This is a genomic window from Plantactinospora sp. BB1 (genome assembly GCF_003030385.1).
GTDB lineage: Bacteria > Actinomycetota > Actinomycetes > Mycobacteriales > Micromonosporaceae > Plantactinospora.
This window is the reverse complement of record NZ_CP028159.1, coordinates 18,415-35,905: the sequence shown is the minus strand read 5'-3', so window position 1 is coordinate 35,905 and position 17,491 is coordinate 18,415. Positions and strand designations below refer to the sequence as shown.

Annotated in this window: 14 protein-coding genes; 10 read left to right on the top strand and 4 right to left on the bottom strand. The window is 74.4% G+C overall.

Annotation, left to right across the window (positions count from 1 at the left end):
• Positions 1-56: 56 nt before the first annotated feature.
• The gene (locus tag C6W10_RS00185) at positions 57-1,499 is read right to left on the bottom strand and encodes a cytochrome ubiquinol oxidase subunit I (protein ID WP_107255791.1); all 1,443 of its coding nucleotides are present in this window, start codon (positions 1,497-1,499) and stop codon (positions 57-59) included.
• Between the two features lie 165 nt (positions 1,500-1,664).
• On the opposite strand from C6W10_RS00185, the gene C6W10_RS00180 reads away from it, so the two are divergent.
• Complete coding sequence (locus C6W10_RS00180; RefSeq protein WP_107255790.1) at positions 1,665-2,462, top strand: 1-acyl-sn-glycerol-3-phosphate acyltransferase; 798 nt, start codon at positions 1,665-1,667, stop codon at positions 2,460-2,462.
• 185 nt (positions 2,463-2,647) lie between these two features.
• Positions 2,648-3,127, top strand: a complete 480-nt coding sequence (locus C6W10_RS00175; RefSeq protein ID WP_199853963.1) for a chloramphenicol phosphotransferase — start codon at positions 2,648-2,650, stop codon at positions 3,125-3,127.
• Positions 3,128-3,166: 39 nt separating this feature from the next.
• Here the strand turns inward: C6W10_RS00175 and C6W10_RS00170 are convergent, their stop codons facing one another.
• Together C6W10_RS00170 and C6W10_RS39405 are read right to left on the bottom strand one after the other, a co-directional pair.
• Positions 3,167-3,697 (bottom strand): LuxR family transcriptional regulator, encoded by a 531-nt coding sequence (locus tag C6W10_RS00170; RefSeq protein ID WP_107255789.1) that lies wholly within the window; start codon positions 3,695-3,697, stop codon positions 3,167-3,169.
• 22 nt (positions 3,698-3,719) lie between these two features.
• Positions 3,720-6,545: a LuxR C-terminal-related transcriptional regulator gene (locus tag C6W10_RS39405; protein WP_304598407.1), complete on the bottom strand. Its 2,826-nt coding sequence runs from the start codon at positions 6,543-6,545 to the stop codon at positions 3,720-3,722.
• A 210-nt stretch (positions 6,546-6,755) separates the two neighbouring features.
• On the opposite strand from C6W10_RS39405, the gene C6W10_RS00160 reads away from it, so the two are divergent.
• The 4 genes from C6W10_RS00160 to gndA all read left to right on the top strand — a co-directional run bounded on the left by C6W10_RS00160 (position 6,756) and on the right by gndA (position 12,405).
• A complete protein-coding gene (locus tag C6W10_RS00160) occupies positions 6,756-8,273 on the top strand; it encodes a dynamin family protein (protein WP_107255788.1) in 1,518 nt (505 codons plus the stop codon).
• Positions 8,270-10,192 (top strand): dynamin family protein, encoded by a 1,923-nt coding sequence (locus tag C6W10_RS00155; protein ID WP_234361547.1) that lies wholly within the window; start codon positions 8,270-8,272, stop codon positions 10,190-10,192. Before C6W10_RS00160 ends, C6W10_RS00155 begins: the two co-directional genes overlap by 4 nt.
• Positions 10,185-10,829, top strand: coding sequence for a hypothetical protein (locus C6W10_RS00150; protein ID WP_107255787.1), 645 nt, complete (start codon positions 10,185-10,187; stop codon positions 10,827-10,829). The genes C6W10_RS00155 and C6W10_RS00150 overlap by 8 nt, the downstream gene beginning before the upstream one ends.
• 109 nt (positions 10,830-10,938) lie before the next feature.
• Complete coding sequence (gene gndA / locus C6W10_RS00145; RefSeq protein ID WP_107255786.1) at positions 10,939-12,405, top strand: NADP-dependent phosphogluconate dehydrogenase; 1,467 nt, start codon at positions 10,939-10,941, stop codon at positions 12,403-12,405.
• 6 nt (positions 12,406-12,411) lie between these two features.
• Here the strand turns inward: gndA and C6W10_RS00140 are convergent, their stop codons facing one another.
• Positions 12,412-13,698 (bottom strand): Hsp70 family protein, encoded by a 1,287-nt coding sequence (locus tag C6W10_RS00140; protein ID WP_107255785.1) that lies wholly within the window; start codon positions 13,696-13,698, stop codon positions 12,412-12,414.
• 127 nt (positions 13,699-13,825) lie between these two features.
• Between C6W10_RS00140 and C6W10_RS00135 the strand changes: the two genes are divergently transcribed.
• The 4 genes from C6W10_RS00135 (at position 13,826) to C6W10_RS00120 (ending at position 17,475) form a co-directional block, all read left to right on the top strand.
• Positions 13,826-14,599, top strand: coding sequence for a glycerophosphodiester phosphodiesterase (locus tag C6W10_RS00135; RefSeq protein ID WP_234359302.1), 774 nt, complete (start codon positions 13,826-13,828; stop codon positions 14,597-14,599).
• Between the two features lie 62 nt (positions 14,600-14,661).
• Positions 14,662-16,038, top strand: a complete 1,377-nt coding sequence (locus C6W10_RS00130) for an MFS transporter (protein WP_107255783.1) — start codon at positions 14,662-14,664, stop codon at positions 16,036-16,038.
• A gap of 278 nt (positions 16,039-16,316) precedes the next feature.
• A complete protein-coding gene (locus tag C6W10_RS00125) occupies positions 16,317-16,688 on the top strand; it encodes a hypothetical protein (protein WP_107255782.1) in 372 nt (123 codons plus the stop codon).
• Between the two features lie 175 nt (positions 16,689-16,863).
• Positions 16,864-17,475, top strand: a complete 612-nt coding sequence (locus C6W10_RS00120) for a thymidine kinase (protein ID WP_234359735.1) — start codon at positions 16,864-16,866, stop codon at positions 17,473-17,475.
• The last annotated feature ends 16 nt before the right edge of the window (positions 17,476-17,491 follow it).

The window sequence follows — 17,491 nt, the reverse complement described above, 5'->3', positions numbered from 1 at the left end:
GCGCCGACGCGGTGGGCCGGGCCGGGGGCCGGGGGGATCAGCAGGGGCCGGTGGGGTCAGTAGGCGAAGGCGAGCGGGCGGTCTTCGTCGTCGGCGTCGGGTTCGGGTTCGGCCGGTGGTGCGGTGTCCGGCAGGCCGGCCCGGGCGTACCGGATCAGCAGCTTGACCTCGACGATCGCGAGGGTGGCGTAGACCAGGGTGAAGGCGGTGAACGAGGTGAGTACCTCGGCCAGGGAGACGCTGCGGGAGACGCCGTCGCGGGTGAGCATCTCGCCGAAGACGACCCACGGCTGCCGGCCCATCTCGGTGAAGATCCAGCCGAAGCAGTTCGCGGCGAGCGGCAGGACCGGCATGACCAGGCCGGCCCGGACCAGCCAGCGGGAGTTCGGGGTACGGCCGCGGCGCTGCGCCCAGAGCACCCAGAGTGCGATCGCGGCGGCGGCCAACCCGAAGCCGATCATGAATCGGAAGCTCCAGTAGGTGACCGGGATGACCGGGGTGTAGCTGCCGGGGCCGTACTGGGCGACGTACTGGGCCTGGAGGTCGTTGATGCCCATGACCTGGCCGTTCGGGTCGCCGGTGCCGAGCACCGAGAGCAGGTACGGGATCTTGATCGCGAAGAGTTCCCGGCTGCCGTCCAGGCTGCCGACGGTGAGTACGGAGAACGAGGCGGGCGCCTCGGTGGTGTAGAGCGCCTCGGCGGCGGCCATCTTCATCGGCTGTACCTGCGTCATGATCTTGCCTTGCAGGTCGCCGCTGATCACGACGGCGACGGCGGCGACGAGGGTGACCCAGGAGCCGAACCGGGCGGCGAACCGGAACGCGGTCCGGTCCTCCCCCGCCGCCGGGTTCTCGTCGGCGGTCGTGCCGGTCGGGCGGCGCAGGTGCCAGAGGGCGATCGAGACCATCAGCGCCCCGGCGACCAGGAAGCAGCCGGCGAGGGTGTGCGGGAAGGTGACCAGGGTGACCTTGTTGGTGAGTACGGCGACGATGTCGGTGAGTTCGGCGCGGCCGGTGTCGGGGTTGATCCGGTAGCCGACCGGGTTCTGCATCCACGAGTTCGCGGCCAGGATGAAGTACGCGCTCAGCGTCGAGCCGATCGCGGCGGCCCAGATGGTGGCGAGGTGGATCCGGCGGGGCAGCCGGTCCCAGCCGAAGATCCACAGGCCGAGGAAGGTGGATTCGAGGAAGAAGGCGAGCAGTGCCTCGATCGCCAGCGGGGCGCCGAAGACGTCGCCGACGAAGCGGGAGTAGTCGCTCCAGTTCATCCCGAACTGGAACTCCTGCACGATGCCGGTGACCACGCCCATCGCGAAGTTGATCAGGAAGAGCTTGCCGTAGAACTTGGTCAGCCGCAGGTAGCGCAGCTCCCCGGTGCGGTGCCAGCGGGTTTGCAGGATCGCCACGAGCACCGACAGCCCGATGGTCAGCGGTACGAAGAGGAAGTGGTAGACGGTGGTGACACCGAACTGCCACCGGGCGACGTCGAGCGCGTCCACGGTTGACCCCCCAGGTTTACTACCGGACGTAGTAAATACTACCTGTCGTCGTAGACGGTGGCGCTGGGAGGTCGATCACGTCACCGGCCGGCATCGGGGTCCGGTGTCCAGCACACCCCGCCCCGGGCCTCCCCGGCGGCCGGCGCGTGCGACGATCGACCGCTGATGGAGACCACCACCACCGCCGTACCCTGGCGCGCCCCCCGCTTCTGGCTCTTCCTCCAGGTGCTCGCCCGGGGCGTCGTCGGGCTGCTCGCCCGGCTCCGGGTCACCGGCGACGTGCCGGACGAGCTACGGCACGGGCCGCTGATCCTGGCCGCCAACCACATCAACCCGTTCGACCCGGTCGTACTCACCGCCGCCTGCCGGGTACGCCGGATCGCGCCCCGGATCATGGCCACCGGCGGGGTGTTCCGGGCCCCGATCGTCGGCTCCGCGATGCGGGCCAGCGGACACATCCGGGTCGACCGGCGCACCCCGACCGTCGGGCTCGCCCTGGAACACGCGGCGGCCGCCGTCACCCAGGGCTCGGTGGTGCTGGTCTACCCGGAGGGGCGGATGGGACTCGACCCCGGCATGTGGCCCGAGCGGGGCAAGACCGGCACCGCCCGGCTCGCCTTCGCCAGCGGCGCCACCGTGGTACCGGTCGCCCAGTGGGGCGCGCACGAGGTACTGCCGTACGCCGCACCGGCCGGGATGCTCCGGGCGGTCGGCCGGGCGATGCTCCGCCGTCCGGTGATCCGGGTGCACTTCGGCCCACCCGTCGACCTGACCGGGATCGACCCGGCCAGCCCCGGCGCCGCCGCCCGGGCCACCGAGGCGATCATCGAGGCGCTCACCGTCGCGCTGGCACCGCTGCGCCCCGACGAACCCGACCTGCCCCACTACGTCGACCCGACCCGGCCGACCGAGACCCGCCGCCAACATCGCCGCAGCGACCCCGGCGCCGCACCCGGCAACTGAGCCTCGCTCACGACCGCCCCGAACCGGCGGATCCGATCCGATTCCGACGAGCGGCACTACGCTGTCTCGGACCGCCGCCCCCGCAGGTCCGCGCAGGGTGAAGCGGATCCCCCGGAAGGCGAACGATCAAGTGACGACACAGGTCATCGTGCTCAACGGCGGCTCCAGCTCGGGGGAAGTCGGCGATCGCCCGGTGCCTCAAGCACATACTGCCGCGCCCGTGGATCAGCTTCGGCGTGGACGACCTGATCGACCGGCTGCCACCGGCCATGCTGAACTCCCCCTCCGGGCTGACCTTCGGCCCCGAGGGTGAGGTCATCGTCGGCGAGGACTTCGACGAGTTGCAGCACGCCTGGCTGGTCGGCATCGCCGCGATGGCGCGCGCCGGAGCGCGGATCATCCTCGACGAGGTGTTCCTCGGCGGCGCCGCCTCCCAGGAGCGCACCCGTGGGTACCTGACGGACCTCGACGTGCTCTGGGTCGGGGTGCGCTGCGCCGCGGACGTGGCGGCGGGCCGGGAGATCGCACGCGGGGACCGCGTGATCGGGATGGCGGTGTCGCAGGCCGAGATCGTGCACCGGGGCGTCCGCTACGACGTCGAGGTCGACTCCGGCCGTACCGAGTCTCTCGAATGCGCGCGCACCATCGCCTCGTACGTGGTCTGACCGCGCCGCCGGGTCGCCCCGGGAAGGTGCCTGCGTCGGTCAGCCGGAGCGGCGCTGCCGCAGGTAGGCGAGGACCGCCTCCCGGGTGGTGCGCACCCCGAGCGCCTCACGGGCCTGCGCGATCCGCCGGTTGGCGGTACGCAGCGACAGGAACTCCGCCGCCGCGGCAGCGGCGATCGTCTCGCCGTCGGCGAGCCGCTCCAGCAGTGCCCGCTGCTCGGGAATCAGCCGGCTCAGCACCGACTCGGTGTCGGACTCCGGCGCCTCGTCCGGATCCCGGTGCACCGGGCCGAGCCGGCTCAGGTCGTCGACGAGCGCCCGGCCGACCTCACCGGCCGGGTCCACGATGGCCACCACCCCGGCACCACGGGCGGCGGCCAGCACCGCCAGCCGGACCGTCTCGGCATCCGGTACCCGGCCGAAGAGCACCAGCCGGGCGGCGGCCAGGTCCCAGCCGGGCTCGGCGACCGCGAACCCCTCCCGGGTCGACCACCCGTCCCGGGCCAGTCGGCGCAGCACCGTGGTCGCGTCGGTCGCCGACGGTACGACGTAGCGCGGCGGATCGGTCATCGCTGCACCTCCACAGCACCAGTCACAGCGCCTCCAGGGCGAGGGCCGCGGCCTCGGTACGGGTACGGGCGCCCAGCTTGCGCATCCCGGACCGGACGTGGGTCTCCACCGTCTCCGCGGATATACCCAGTTGGCCGGCGATGCGTCGGGTCGGTTCACCGGCCGCCACCAGCCGGAGTACCTCCCGCTCCCGGTCGGTGAGGTCGCCGTCCGCCCGGGCGCCCCGGACCTCCCGGCGTACGGCGTGCCGGCGCAGCGCCCGGCGGATCCGGCCGAGCAGCACGACCAGTCCGGCCCGTTCGGCGCGCTCCTCGGCGGTCAGCAGCAGCGGGACGCTCCGGGACGGGTCCGGCTCGTGCAGTCCGGCGGCGAGCAGGCAGCGCACCTCCTCGCGGACCGCCACGTCCCGCCAGCCGTTCGCGGCCCGGGTGAAGCCGGCCGGGTCACCGCCCGGGGTGTCCCAGGCGGCGAGTGTCTGCCACACCGGCACCGGCTCGGGCGGCACCGCCGTCACCGCACCGTCGGGCAGAACCGAAGCGGATTCTGCCTCCGCGCCGTCGTAGGCCGCCCAGCGTGCGGTGATCTGCCGCAGCCCGTCGATCAGCGGCGGGCCGCCGGAGGACCGCCCGGCGGCCCGGTCCGGCTGGCCGTCGAGCCAGGCCGCCTCCCGGCCGACCCAGTCGAGCAGCGCGTCGGCGCTGGCGGAGCCGCCGGTGGTGGTGGCGGCCAGCCGGGACCGGGCCGGGCCGAGCAGCCCACCGTCGGCCTCGATCAGGCTGGCGGCGGCCACCGCGTAGCCCCGGGCCGAGGCGGGCAGGGTCCGGTCGGTCAGGTCACCGGCCCGCCGCAGCGCCTCGTCGGCGTCGAGCGCCCCATCCGAGCCGAGAGCGCCGGTCGGGTTGACGGCGTTGCCGGCGTCGAGCGCCCCGCCCGGGCCGAGAACGCCAGCCGGGCCGAGAGCGCCGCCCGGGCCGAGAACGCCAGTCGGGCCGAGAGCGCCGCCCGGGCCGAGAACGCCAGTCGGGCCGAGGGCGCCGTCCGGGCCCAGGGCGTTGCCGGAGTCGCGAGCACCATCCGGGTCGAGGGCGCCGTCGCGGTCGAGGGCGGGTGGCCCGCCGCGTAGCGCCGCGCACCAGAGCCGGGCGGCCAGGAAACGGGTCTGCCAGCTGTAGGCGAGGTCGGCCGCGCAGGCGTGTTCGGCCGCCTCGGCGGCCTGGCCGGCCTCGGCGAGCCGGCCGTCGGCGAGCAGCGTCTCGACCAGCAACCAGGCACTCCAGCGGGCGGAGAGCGGATCACCGGCCGCACCCGCCTCGGCGGCGGCCGAGGCGAGCGCCGACTCCCAGCCCGGGGCACGGTTCGCGGCGCGTACCGCCGCCAGCGCGGCCCGCAGGCCCGGGTGCGCCGGCTCCGGGCCGTGCACGGCGGTGATCCGGGCCGCCGACCGGGTCGCCTCGGCCGGGTCGGCGCCGAGTTGGGCGAGGAGCACGATCCGGTCCCGGGCGGCGAGCTGCTCCGGCGTGGCCGAGTCCGGTATCCGGGCCACCGCCGACCGGGCGCCGGTCAGGTCGCCGAGCTGGACCAGCGCCTCCGCCCGCAACAGGTCCGGGTCGACCCCGAGCGGGGTGCCGGTGGTCAGCGCCCGGGCCGCCGACCGGGGACGGCCGCAGGCGAGCGCGGCCCGGGCGGCGTCGACCCGTACCGCCGGGTCCGGCTCGACGCCGGGCAGCGCGCAGGCCAGCAGCAGCAGCTCGGCGCGGGTACCGGCGGTGGCGGCGGTGGCGGCGACGGCCAGTGCCCGCCGGTACGCCGCCGCACCGTCACCGGCCGCCGCCAGGTGCCGGACCGCCTCGACCGGCGGTACGAGGTCGGCGAGGCGCCGGTGCAGCGCCTGCCGGCCGGTCTCGTCGAGCAGCCCGGCGGCGACCTCGGCGACGTACGGCGACACCGGGGCGACCGCGTCCCGCTCGACGGTGACCAGGCCGGCGGCGTCCAGCTCGTCGACCCCGGCGCCGAGCAGGCCCGCCGGTGCCGGCCGGCCGAGCAGCCCGAGTGCGGCCAGCGTGGTGCGGGCCGGCCGGGTCAGGTCGGCCAGCGCCGCCGCCACCGCATAGCCGACCTGGTCGGCGTCGCGGTCCGCCGGCACCGGCTCCGGACGCCGCTGCCCGGGGGTGTCGGGTCGGTGTGTTCCGGTCGACCGTCGGGCGGCCGCCTGGCGGGCCAGGGTCACCACCGCCAGCGGTGTGCCGCCGGCCTGCCGGACCACGTCGGCGACGGTCGACGGGCCGAGCCCGGGGGCGATCCGTCCGGCCAGCGCGGTCGCCGCGTCCACGGTCAGCGGCGGCACCGCGAGCCAGCCGGCCGCGACGGCCCGCAACGCCGCCACCGCGGGCGGCGGCAGCCGGTGCGGGGTACGCAGCGCGACCGCGACCCGGCAGTGCCTGGCCAGCGGTACCAGGGCGGCGAGGGTGGCCGGATCGACCCACTGGAGGTCGTCGAGGAGCAGCAGGCCGGCGCGTACCCGGGATCGGACCGCCTCGGCGAGCAGTGCGGGATCGTGCCCGGGCAGCCGGACCCGGACGGCGCGGGTCAGCGCGAACGCCGGTTCGCCGGGCAGGCTGGCCAGGCCGCCACCGGCGAAGACGGGGCCCCGGAACGCGGCGCCGAGCCGGTGCAGCGCGGTGCTGCGCCCGCCGCCGGGTCCACTGTGCAGCACCACCAGGCCGGGGGTGGCGAGCAGGGCGGAGCCGACCGCGACGACGTCCGGTGCCGGATCGCCGGCGGACCCGTCGCCGGGCAGGTCGGCGGGGCGGAACTGGTCGGGCAGGTCACCGACCGACGCTTGCCGCACTGGCCCTCCCCCGCCCGGGTCGACGCCGCACCACCGTGGAAGACGGTGGCACGAACATGGGATCCTGCGCCGGCAGGATATTCGTAGTGTGATGTCCGGCAGGGGCAGCCCGCCCCCCGCCGTCGTGTCGGAAGGACAGCAGACGAGATGAGCGTGCTCCACCACCGGGTTGCTGCCATTGTCGCCGACCGCACCGCCGGCTGACGAGCGATGGGAGCAGGTCCGCTCAGCGCCCGGGTCGCCGGCCTCTGTGACGAGGTCGGTCCGCGACTCGGTGCCGCTACCGGAGCCCAGGTGTCGGGGGTACGCCGCCGGCTCGACGAACCGCTGCGGGTGGCGATCGCCGGCCGGCTCAAGGCCGGCAAGTCGACGCTGGTCAACGCGCTGATCGGCCGACGGGTGGCGCCGACCGAGGTCGGCGAGTGCACCCGGATCGTCACCCAGTTCCGCTACGGCACCGCCGACCGGGTCGACGTGGTACGCCGGGACGGCAGCCGGCTCAGCCTGCCGCTCGACGACGCCGGCATGATCCCGCAGCGGCTCGGCGTGCCGCGCGCCGAGATCTCCTACGTCGACGTCACGCTGACCAGCGACCACCTGCGGGACCTGACCGTGCTGGACACCCCCGGTCTCGCCTCGACGAACACCTCGGTCAGCGCCGGTGCCCGCCGGTTCCTGTTCGAGGCCGCGACCGCGCCGTTCGACGACAACATCGACGACGACTCGGCCGGGGCGATCGCCGGCGCCGAGGCGATCGTCTACGTCTTCACCCAGTCGGTCCGGGACGACGACCTGGCGGCGCTGGAGGCGTTCCGGTCGGTCTCGGCCCGGCTGGCCAGCAACCCGATCAACTCGCTCGGGCTGTTCAACAAGGTGGACAAGCTGGTCGGCGGCGCGGCCGACCCGTGGCCGGTGGCCGGCCCGCTCGCCGCCGACCAGACCGGGGTACTGCGCCGGGTCGTCTCCGAGGTGGTGCCGATCGTCGGGCTGCTGGCCGAGACGACCGAGGCCGGCCGGCTCACCGCCGCCGACTGCGAGGCGCTGCGCACGATCGCCCGGCTGCCGGCCGCGGAACGGGCGGTACTGCTCGCCTCGGTCGACCTGTTCACCTCCCGGGACTGTCCGGTGCCCGGGCAGCAGCGGGAGCGGCTGCTGCGGCTGCTCGACCTGTACGGCATCGGCTTCGCCATCGCCCAGTTCGCCGCCGAGCCGCAGTTGTCCAGCGGTGACCTGGTACGCCTGCTCTTCGCCGCGTCCGGCTTCCCCCGGCTGCGCAACACCCTCGACCAGGCGTTCCGGTGGCGTACCGACGCGATCAAGGCCGGTTGGGGGCTCGCCACCCTGGAGAAGCTGGCCAGCCACGCTCCCCGGCCCGAGGACCGGGAACTGCTGCGGGACGCGATCGAGCAGGTGCTGCAACAGCCGGAGTACCACCGCCTCCGGCTGCTGGAGGTGGCCCAGCTGGTCAGTTCCGGCTCGGTGGAGCTGCCGGAGCCGATGGAGCAGGAGCTGACCCGGCTGGCGCTCTCCACCGACCCGCGCTGGATCCTGAGCCTGCCGGCCGCCGCACCGGAGCAGTTGGCCCGGGCCGCGCTGGAGGCGGCCACCCGGTGGCGGGTGTACGCGGTCGCCGGGGCGAGCCCGGCGCAGTCCCGGGTGGCGCAGGTGGCGCACCGGGGCTTCTTCCTGCTCTCCCAGCGGGTACGCGCCGAGGGGAGCCTGCGGTGACCGCCGGCCGTACCAGCACCGGGGCGGATGCCGCGCCGGCCCAGCGCGGCGGTGGGAACCCGGAGGCGGCGCTCGGCGCGGCGTTGACCGGGGCGGTCGACGGCGGGCTGGCGTACCTGCGCAAGGTCGCCCCGGACGCCGCCGCCGAGGTCGACACGCTGCGCCGCCAGGTGGTGACCCGTCCCTCGATCGTGGTGGTCGGCGAGACGAAACGCGGGAAGAGTTCCCTGGTCAACGCGCTGGTCGGGGTGCCCGGGCTGTCGCCGGTCGACGTCGCGGTCGCCACCTGCTGCTATCTGGAGTTCGTGCCGGGCGCCGAGGCCGGTGCCCGGGCCTTCCTGCCGGGCCGTCCCGAGCCGCTGCCGCTGGGCGTGGCCGACCTGCGGGACTGGGCCACCCCGCTGGGGCGGCTGCCGGACGACCAGCGTCCGCCCCGGCACATCGAGGTGACGCATCCGGCGCCGCTGTTGCAGTACCTGAGCCTGGTCGACACCCCGGGCACCGGCGGGCTCGACCCGGCGCACGCCGAGATCGCCCTGGACGCGGCGACCCGGGCCACCGCGCTGCTCTTCGTGGTCGACGCCGCCGCCCCGTTCGCGCAGCCGGAACTCGACTTCCTGGTCGAGGCGAGCAAGCGGGTCAACCTGGTGGTCTTCGCGTTGACCAAGACCGACGCGTACCCGGGCTGGCGGACGATCCTGGCCGACAACCGGGCCCAGTTGCAGGCCCACGCCCCCCGGTTCGGCGGCGCGTCGTGGTTCCCGGTCTCGGCCCGGCTCGCCGAGCTGGCCCGGACGATGCCGGCGGAGGCCGCCGGTGAGCTGCTCCGGGAGTCCCGGATCGCGCAGTTGCAGCACGCCCTGATCGGGGTGGCCGGCCGGGGGCACCTGCTGCGGCAGGCGAACCTGCTGCGCACGGTCCGCAGCGAGCTGGTCCGGTACGACCTGGAACTCGGCGACCGGCTGCGGGCCGCCGACCCCGATCCGGCGGACCTGGTTCGGATCAAGCAGGACCGGGCGGCGCTGGCGGCGCGGAAGCGTACCGAGTCGCGGCAGTGGTCGCTGGCGTTGAGCACCGAGACGCAGCGGGCCCGGGTCGAGGCGACCGGACTGCTCCGCGGCTATGCCGGCGCCCTCCAGGAAGAGTTCCTGAACCGGATCGACAAGGCCCGCGGCGAGGACCTCAAGGGGCTGCCGCAGCAGGTCGACGAGGCGCTGCACGCGCTGTCGGTGCGGCTCTCCGACGATCTGGAGCTGCGGTTCCGGCAGGTCGGCGAGCGGGTGCTCGCCGAGGTGTTCCAGCCCGACGAGCTGCGGTTCGTGCTGGGGCGGCTCAACGCGACCCTGCGGCACGCGCTGGCCAGCAAGCCGCGCCGGTCCGGTGGCGGCCCGGACAACATGATGATCGCGATGTCGGCCGGGTCGATGGCGTTCCTGGCCGGCCGGGGCGCGATGGCCGGCGCCTCCGCGCTCGGCGCGGGTGCGCTGGTCGGCGGCAGTCTGCTGATCCCGTTCGCCGGGCTCGGCCTGGGGCTCGCCGCCGGTGGCTTCATCCTGTACCGGCGCCGCGTGCAGACCGACCGGCAGCAGGCCCGGACCTGGCTGCGGGAGGTGGTCGCCGACGCCCGGGCGGCACTGTCGGACGAGATCACCCATCGCTTCACCGACCTGCAGTACGCGCTGACCCTCGCCCTCGACGACGCGATCGAGCGCCGGCTGCGGCAGCTCGACGAGCGGATCGCCGAGATCGACGCGGCGGCGGCCGAGGACACCGCCGTACGGGCCCGGCGCCGCGCCGCGACGCAGGCGCAGCGGGAGACGGTCCGGGCCCGGGTCAAGCAGGTCGACGAGGTGCTGGGGCGGGCCCGGGCGCTGGCCCCGGCCGCCGCCACCGACGCACGAGGGCGGGAACATGACTGACCACTGGGGCGGCTGGTCCGCCGACGAGCCGGAGTTCGGCGGCCCGGAGGGCGAGGACTTCGGCGACCTGGCCGCGGAGCAGCCCGACGACGGTTTCCCGGTCGAGGGGTTCGGGGCCGCCGACCCCGATCCCGGCGACCTGACCGGGGAGCCCGCCGACCCGCCGGTGCCGCTCGGTTACGACGACCTGCCGACCGCGTCGACCACCGACCCGTACGCCGAGGCGGACCCGTACCCGGCGGAGGAGTCGGGGTTCGGGCCGGACGGCTCTCCGGAGGTACCCGCCGAGGTCGGCTTCGGCGCGGCGGACCCGCCGGTCGGCGCCGACCCGGACCTCGACCCGTACGCCGACACCGGGCCGGCCTGGTGGGAGTCGACCGAACTGCCGGACCTCGGCGCACCGCCGGAGCCGGTCGACGGCTTTCCGTGGGCCGATCCCGCCCTGCTCGGCCAGCCCGTCGACCCGGTGGCGGCGCCGCCGTCCGAGCCGGACACCGGGACCGTCGAGGCGGACGAGCTGGCCGGGTACGCCGGCGCGGAACTACCGGCCGACGGTGACCCGTGGGCGGCGCTGGCCGCCTCCGACGACCCGGCGACGAGTACGCTTGCCCGGTTCTGGTTGCCGGAGGAGCGCTGAGGAACACCGGGCCTTCCGCCCTGCTGCGGGCTCCCGCGCGCTGCTCCGACGCCGGCACGGATGTGGCAACCGGCCGAACCTTTCAGGCCCAGACGGAAGTGAGCAGCGGATGGCGGAGACGACGAGTGGCGGCACCGGCGCCACGGCCCAGATCGGGGTCACCGGGCTGGCGGTGATGGGCCGCAACCTGGCCCGCAACCTGGCCCGGCACGGTCACCGGGTGGCGGTGCACAACCGGTCGCCGGAGCGGACCCGGAGCCTGGTCGCCGAGCACGGGGACGAGGGCACGTTCGTGCCGAGCGAGTCGCTGGCCGACTTCGTCGCCTCGTTGGAGCGGCCCCGGGCCGTGATCGTGATGGTGAAGGCGGGCGGTCCCACCGACGCCGTCATCGACGAGTTGATCCCGCTGCTCGAACCCGACGACATCGTCATCGACTGCGGCAACGCGCACTTCGCCGACACCCGTCGGCGGGAGGAGACGCTGCGCGAGCACGGGCTGCACTTCGTCGGCACCGGGGTTTCCGGTGGCGAGGAGGGTGCGCTGCTCGGGCCGAGCATCATGCCCGGCGGTTCGGTGGAGGCGTACCGGAAGCTCGGGCCGATCTTCGAGTCGATCGCCGCCCAGGTCGACGGGGTGCCGTGCTGCGCCCACATCGGGCCGGACGGCGCCGGGCACTTCGTGAAGATGGTGCACAACGGCATCGAGTACGCCGACATGCAGCTCATCGCCGAGGCGTACGACCTGCTGCGGGAGCGGCTGGGTGCGACACCGGCCGAGATCGGCAAGATCTTCGCCGGCTGGAACGAGGGCGACCTGGAGTCGTTCCTGATCGAGATCACCGCCGACGTGCTCGGACACGTCGACGCCCGCACCGGCAAGGCGTTCGTCGACATCGTGCAGGACCGGGCCGAGCAGAAGGGCACCGGCCGGTGGACGGTGCAGAGCGCGCTCGACCTCGGCGTGCCGATCACCGGGATCGCCGAGGCGACGTTCGCCCGGTCGCTCTCCGGGCACGCCGACCAGCGGGAGGCCGCCGCCCGGGCGTACGCCGACGCGGGTGGCGAGGCGCCGACCGACGAGGTGGACCGGGACGCGTTCGTGGAGGACGTCCGCAAGGCGCTGTACGCGTCGAAGATCGTCGCGTACGCGCAGGGCTTCGACCAGATCCGGGCCGGCAGCCAGGAGTACGGCTGGGACATCGACCCGGCTGCGCTGGCCACCATCTGGCGGGGCGGCTGCATCATCCGGGCCCGGTTCCTCAACCGCATCCGCGAGGCGTACGACGCCGACCCGCAGTTGCCGACCCTGCTGGTGGCGCCGTACTTCGTGCAGGGGGTCGCCGACAGTGTCGCCAGTTGGCGGCGGGTGGTCAGCTACGCGGCGCAGGCCGGGGTGCCGGCCCCCGCCTTCGGCTCCTCGCTGTCCTACTACGACGGCCTGCGGCGGGACCGGCTGCCGGCCGCGCTGATCCAGGGCCTGCGGGACAACTTCGGGGCGCACACCTACCAGCGGGTGGACGCCAAGGGCAGCTTCCACACCCGGTGGGCCGCCGACCGTACCGAGTCTCCGGCCTGACCCCGGTCAGCCGGGCCCGGCGGTGACGACCGCGACCAGTACGACGAGCGCGGCGACCACCAGCAGGGCCAGCGTCCCGGTCCAGACCAGCCCGGCCGTGCCGGTCCAGAACCGGCCGGCCGGGTCGACCGGCCGCACCCCGGCCCGGTCCGGGACCGGGATCGCGGCCCGGGCCCGGAGCGGCACCCCGACGTCGCCTCCGGCCGGCACCGGGCGGTGGGCGGGGCCGGCGGGTGGGTCGTCGAGCCGGAGGGCGCCCTCGGCCACCGCCGTCTCCGGCTGTTCCAGGGTGGTCGGGGCGACGCCCAGCTCGGCGTGGATCAGCCGGGCGGCCAGCGGGATCCGGCTGGAGCCGCCGACCAGGAAGATCCCGACCAGGTCGGCCGGGTCCAGCCGGGCGTCGGCGATCGTCCGGGCCAGGCAGTCGACGGTCTGCTGGAGCTGCCGGCGGATCAGCGACTCAAGCTCCTCCCGGGTCAGGTGTGCCCGCAGGTCCAGCGCCGGCAGGTGCAGTTGGGCACTGGCGGCCCGGGACAGCAGTTCCTTCGCCGCCCGCACGTCGTCGTAGAGGAGTTCCCGGGCCCGGCGCTGGTGCGGGTCGACCGGACTCAGCAGGCCGTGCCACTGTTCGGTCCGGCCGGCGGCGTGGTCCCGGCCGATCTGCTCGACCAGGGCCTGGTCGAAGTCGAGCCCGCCCAGGTCGGTCAGGCCCGACTCGGCCAGCACGTCGAACCCGGCGGCGGTGCGGCGGACCACGGCGGTGTCGAAGGTGCCGCCGCCCAGGTCGTAGACGGCCAGCGCCCGGCCGGGTGGCACGGCGGTGCCGAGTACCGCCGGATAGTGGGCCGCCGCCGCGACCGGCTCGGCGACCAGCCGGGGCGGCGGCAGCCCGGCGGCGCGGGCGGCGGCGACCAGCACGCCACGACGCCGTTCGCCCCACCGGACCGGATGGGTGAGCCGGACCTCGTCGACCCCGCCGAGCTGCCGGTCCGCCTCGACCCGGACCCGCCGCAGCACCGCGCCGACCAGCTCGGCGACCGGTACCTCCCGGTCGCCGAGCAGCACCGTCCCGTCGTCGATCCGCCGTTTCGGCGCCGGCTCGAACCGAGCCGGGTCGAGCCGGGCCGCCCGGACCGCGTCCCGGCCGGTGAGCGGCGGGCCGTTCAGGTCGAGGCAGACCGCCGACGGCAGCAGCGGGGTGCCGTCGAAGAGCAGCGGCCGGCCCCGGCCGTCGACGCCCCGCACCACGGCGACGGTGTTGGAGGTACCGAAGTCGATGGCGAGCAGCCGCATGGCGAGCACCCTACTGAACCCCAGCTCGACCGCCCGCCGCGTCGCCGCCGGAAGAGTTCCCGTCGATCGGGGAAAGGTGCCGCCGACCGGTCACCGGACGGCCAACCCGGCCGGGCATACTCGCACCGTGATCCGGGACTTCGGCTATCTCGACGCGCCGACGCCGCTGGCGTTCGCACACCGGGGCGGCGCCGCGCGCGGCGACGAGAACACCACCGAGGCGTTCGCCCGGGCGGTCCGGCTCGGCTACCGGTACGTCGAGACCGACGTACACGCCACCGCCGACGAGGTGCCGGTGGTCTTCCACGACGCGACACTGCACCGGATGACCGGGGAACCCGGCCGGATCGCCGAGCTGCGCTGGGCGGACCTGCGGACGATCCGGGTCGGCGGGGCGGCGGCGGTGCCCCGGCTCGACGACGTACTCGGGGCCTGGCCGCAGATCCGGTTCAACGTCGACGTGAAGGCCGACGGCGCGGTGGTGCCGACCGTGCGTGCCGTCGAGGCGGCCGGCGCCGGAGACCGGGTGCTGCTCGCCTCGTTCAGCGACACCCGGCTGGCCCGGCTGCGGATCCTGGCCGGGCCGAAGGTCGCCACCTCGCTCGGGATGCGCGGGGTGGCCCGGGTACGGCTCGCCTCGCTGGCCAACCGCCGGCTGGTGCTGCCGCCGACGGTGGTCGCCGCCCAGGTGCCGGTCCGCTACCGGGGGATCAGGGTGGTCGATCGGCGGTTCGTCGACTACGTGCACCGGCTCGGCCTCCAGGTGCACGTCTGGACCATCGACGACATCACCGAGATGAACGAGTTACTCGACCTCGGTGTGGATGGCATCATGACCGATCACGTCGACGTGCTGCGCGAGGCGTACCTGAGCCGTGGCCACTGGCCGTCCGATCGGTAGGTCGGCCGGACCAGGCCGCCCGACCCCGATTCGCCGCCCGATCCCGATACCGAAGGACCGACATGGCCGAGACCATCCCCGCGACGGCGCCGGACGCGCCACCCAGCACCCGGCACGAGCGGGTCGGCTGGTACTTCTACGACTGGGCGAACTCGGCGTTCAACACGACGGTGATCACCGTCTTCCTCGGCCCGTACCTGACCTCGATCGCGAAGGCGGCCGCCGGCTGCGCCTCCGACGACCCGTGCCGGGGCGGGCGGATCAGCCTGCTCGGCATCGACATCGCGCCCGGCTCGCTCTTCCCGTACATGGTGTCGCTGTCGGTCTTCCTGACCGTCTTCGTGCTGCCGCTGGTCGGCGCCGTCGCCGACCGGTCGCCGCGGAAGAAGGAGATGCTGGCCCTCTTCGCCTACATCGGCTCGGCGGCCACCGTCGGCCTGCTCTTCCTGACCGGCGACCGCTACCTCCTCGGCGCCGGGCTGTTCCTGGTCGCCAACATCTCCTACGGGGCGAGCATCGTCGTCTACTACTCGTTCCTGCCCCAGATCGCCGGCCCGGAGGAACGCGACAGCGTCTCCAGCATCGGCTGGGCGATCGGCTACATCGGCGGCGGGCTGCTGCTGGCGATCAACGTGGCGGCGGTGCTGTTCAAGGACTCGCTCGGGATGGACACCGGCGAGGTCGCCCGGTACAGCATGGTGTCGGCCGGCATCTGGTGGGCGGCGTTCACCACCATCCCGCTGATCCGGCTGCGTAACCGGCCGCCGGTCGCCGGCCCGGCGCAGGGGCCGGTACTCCTCGACGGGTTCCGTCAGCTCTGGCACACGCTGCGCAGTCTCAAGGCGTACCCGTTGACGTTGTTCTTCCTGGTCGCCTACCTGGTCTACAACGACGGCATCCAGACGGTGATCTCGCTGTCGGCGGTCTACGGCACCGAGGAACTCAAGCTCTCCGACGACGTCCTGGTGCCGACCATCCTGATGGTGCAGTTCCTCGCCTTCTTCGGCGCGCTCGGCATGGGGGCGCTGGCGAAGCGGATCGGCGCCTGGAAGACGATCCTGATCAGCCTGGTGCTCTGGACGGTGGTGCTGGCGGTCGCGTTCCGGCTGCCGGCGAACCAGGCGCTGCCGTTCGTGCTGCTCGGCGGTGGGATCGGCATCGTGCTCGGCGGCAGCCAGGCGCTGAGCCGGTCGCTGTTCAGCCAGTTGATCCCGAAGGGCAAGGAGGCCGAGTACTTCGGGCTCTACGAGATCTCCGACAAGGGCACGAGCTGGCTCGGCCCGCTGCTGTTCGGGCTGGCGTACGGGCTGACCGAGAGCTACCGGGTGGCGATCATCTCGCTGCTGGCGTTCTTCGTGATCGGGTTCGTGCTGCTGGCGGCGGTGCCGATCCGGCGGGCGATCGTCGCCGCCGGCAACACCCCGCCGGAACGCCTCTGATCCAACGAGCAGCAGGGACAGCCCGGCCCCGACACCGATGCCGCCGAGGCCGAGGTCGGGCTCGGCCTCGGCTACCCGGGCGTGCAGTCGGCCCGGGCGCTGGCGACCGTCGGCGGCACCCTCGGCCGGGACGGTGTCGGTGGCCCGGGCGGTCGTCGCCTGCTCGGCTGGAGCGTGGGCCCGCACCGGCTGGCCGACCGGCACCGAGCACCGCCCCACCCCGCCGGACGATCTGTCCTAGGGTGGGCCCGGGGCGGCATGTGGGCAGGAGGCGCGGGATGGAGCCGATCGAGGTGACGGCCGGTACGGCGCTGGTCGGCGCGATGGCCGGTGCCGGCTGGCCGGCGGCCCGGGCCGAGGCGGTGGCGTTCTGGCGGGGTGTCCGGCCGGCGGAGGCGGACGACGTCGCCACCGACCTGACCGAGGTACGCGCCGAGGTGCTCGCCGCCCGCCAGGCCGGTGACCACGACCTGGAGCGCGTGCTCGCGCACGGCTGGCAGCGCCGGTTGCGGGACCTGGTGCAGGGCGACCATGCCCTCGCCGCCGGGTTGCGTGATCTCGTCGAGCGGCATCTCCTGCCGGCGCTGCCGGCGGACGAGCGGGCCCGGCTCACCGGGCGGCGGCCGGACGGGGATCCCGGTCCGGGCTGAGTCGCGTGCACGCTCAACCGGACCGAAGTGGTCAACGACACGGCGGGTCGAACCCGAAACGCCTGGTGGCCTAGGCTCCCCGAGCGTGACCGACGACAGCCGCACCAGCCGTACCCCTCTCGCCGGCGACGAATCGGCGCTCGCCCAGGCGTGTGCCGCCGCCGGCGACGGCCGGCTGCGTCAGGGCGCCGCGCTCAAGTTCTTCTGGGGACCGATGGACTGTGGCAAGTCGACCATGGCGTTGCAGATGAACTACAACCATGCCCGGCAGGGCCGGCGTGGGCTGGTGCTGACCAGGATCGACCGTTCCCTCGGGCCGCAGATCACCACCCGGATCGGCCTGGCGCACGAGGCGATCGAGGTCACCGACGACCTGGACCTGTGTGAGCTGGTCAGGAGCCGCTGGGCCGAGGGTGACCGGCTCGACTATCTGATCTGCGACGAGGCGTGCTTCTACACGGTGCGGCACGTGGAGCAGATGGCGGAACTGGTCGACTGCTACGACGTGGACGTCTTCGCGTTCGGCCTGGCCAGCGACTTCCGGTCCTGTCTGTTCCCGGCGGCGCAGCGGCTGTTCGAACTCGCCGACGAGGTGTCCCGGATCCAGGTCGAGGTGCTCTGCTGGTGCGGACGTCCGGGGCAGCTCAACGCGCGGGTGGTCGGCGGCGCGGTGGTCCGGCAGGGTGAGCAGGTGGTCATCGGGGACACCGTCGAGGCGGCCGAGGTGCGCTACCAGGTGCTCTGCCGGCGGCACTTCCGCTCCGGCGACCTGGCCCGCAACCGCTGACCTCCGGCTCCGCACG

Coding starts and splice junctions, on each gene's coding strand:
- C6W10_RS00150 (WP_107255787.1), top strand. CDS start 10,185: ATGACTGACCACTGGGGCGGCTGGTCCGCCGACGAGCCGGAGTTCGGC.
- C6W10_RS00160 (WP_107255788.1), top strand. CDS start 6,756: ATGGGAGCAGGTCCGCTCAGCGCCCGGGTCGCCGGCCTCTGTGACGAG.
- C6W10_RS00125 (WP_107255782.1), top strand. CDS start 16,317: ATGGAGCCGATCGAGGTGACGGCCGGTACGGCGCTGGTCGGCGCGATG.
- C6W10_RS00140 (WP_107255785.1), bottom strand. CDS start 13,698: ATGCGGCTGCTCGCCATCGACTTCGGTACCTCCAACACCGTCGCCGTG.
- C6W10_RS00170 (WP_107255789.1), bottom strand. CDS start 3,697: ATGACCGATCCGCCGCGCTACGTCGTACCGTCGGCGACCGACGCGACC.
- C6W10_RS00180 (WP_107255790.1), top strand. CDS start 1,665: ATGGAGACCACCACCACCGCCGTACCCTGGCGCGCCCCCCGCTTCTGG.
- C6W10_RS00130 (WP_107255783.1), top strand. CDS start 14,662: ATGGCCGAGACCATCCCCGCGACGGCGCCGGACGCGCCACCCAGCACC.
- gndA (WP_107255786.1), top strand. CDS start 10,939: ATGGCGGAGACGACGAGTGGCGGCACCGGCGCCACGGCCCAGATCGGG.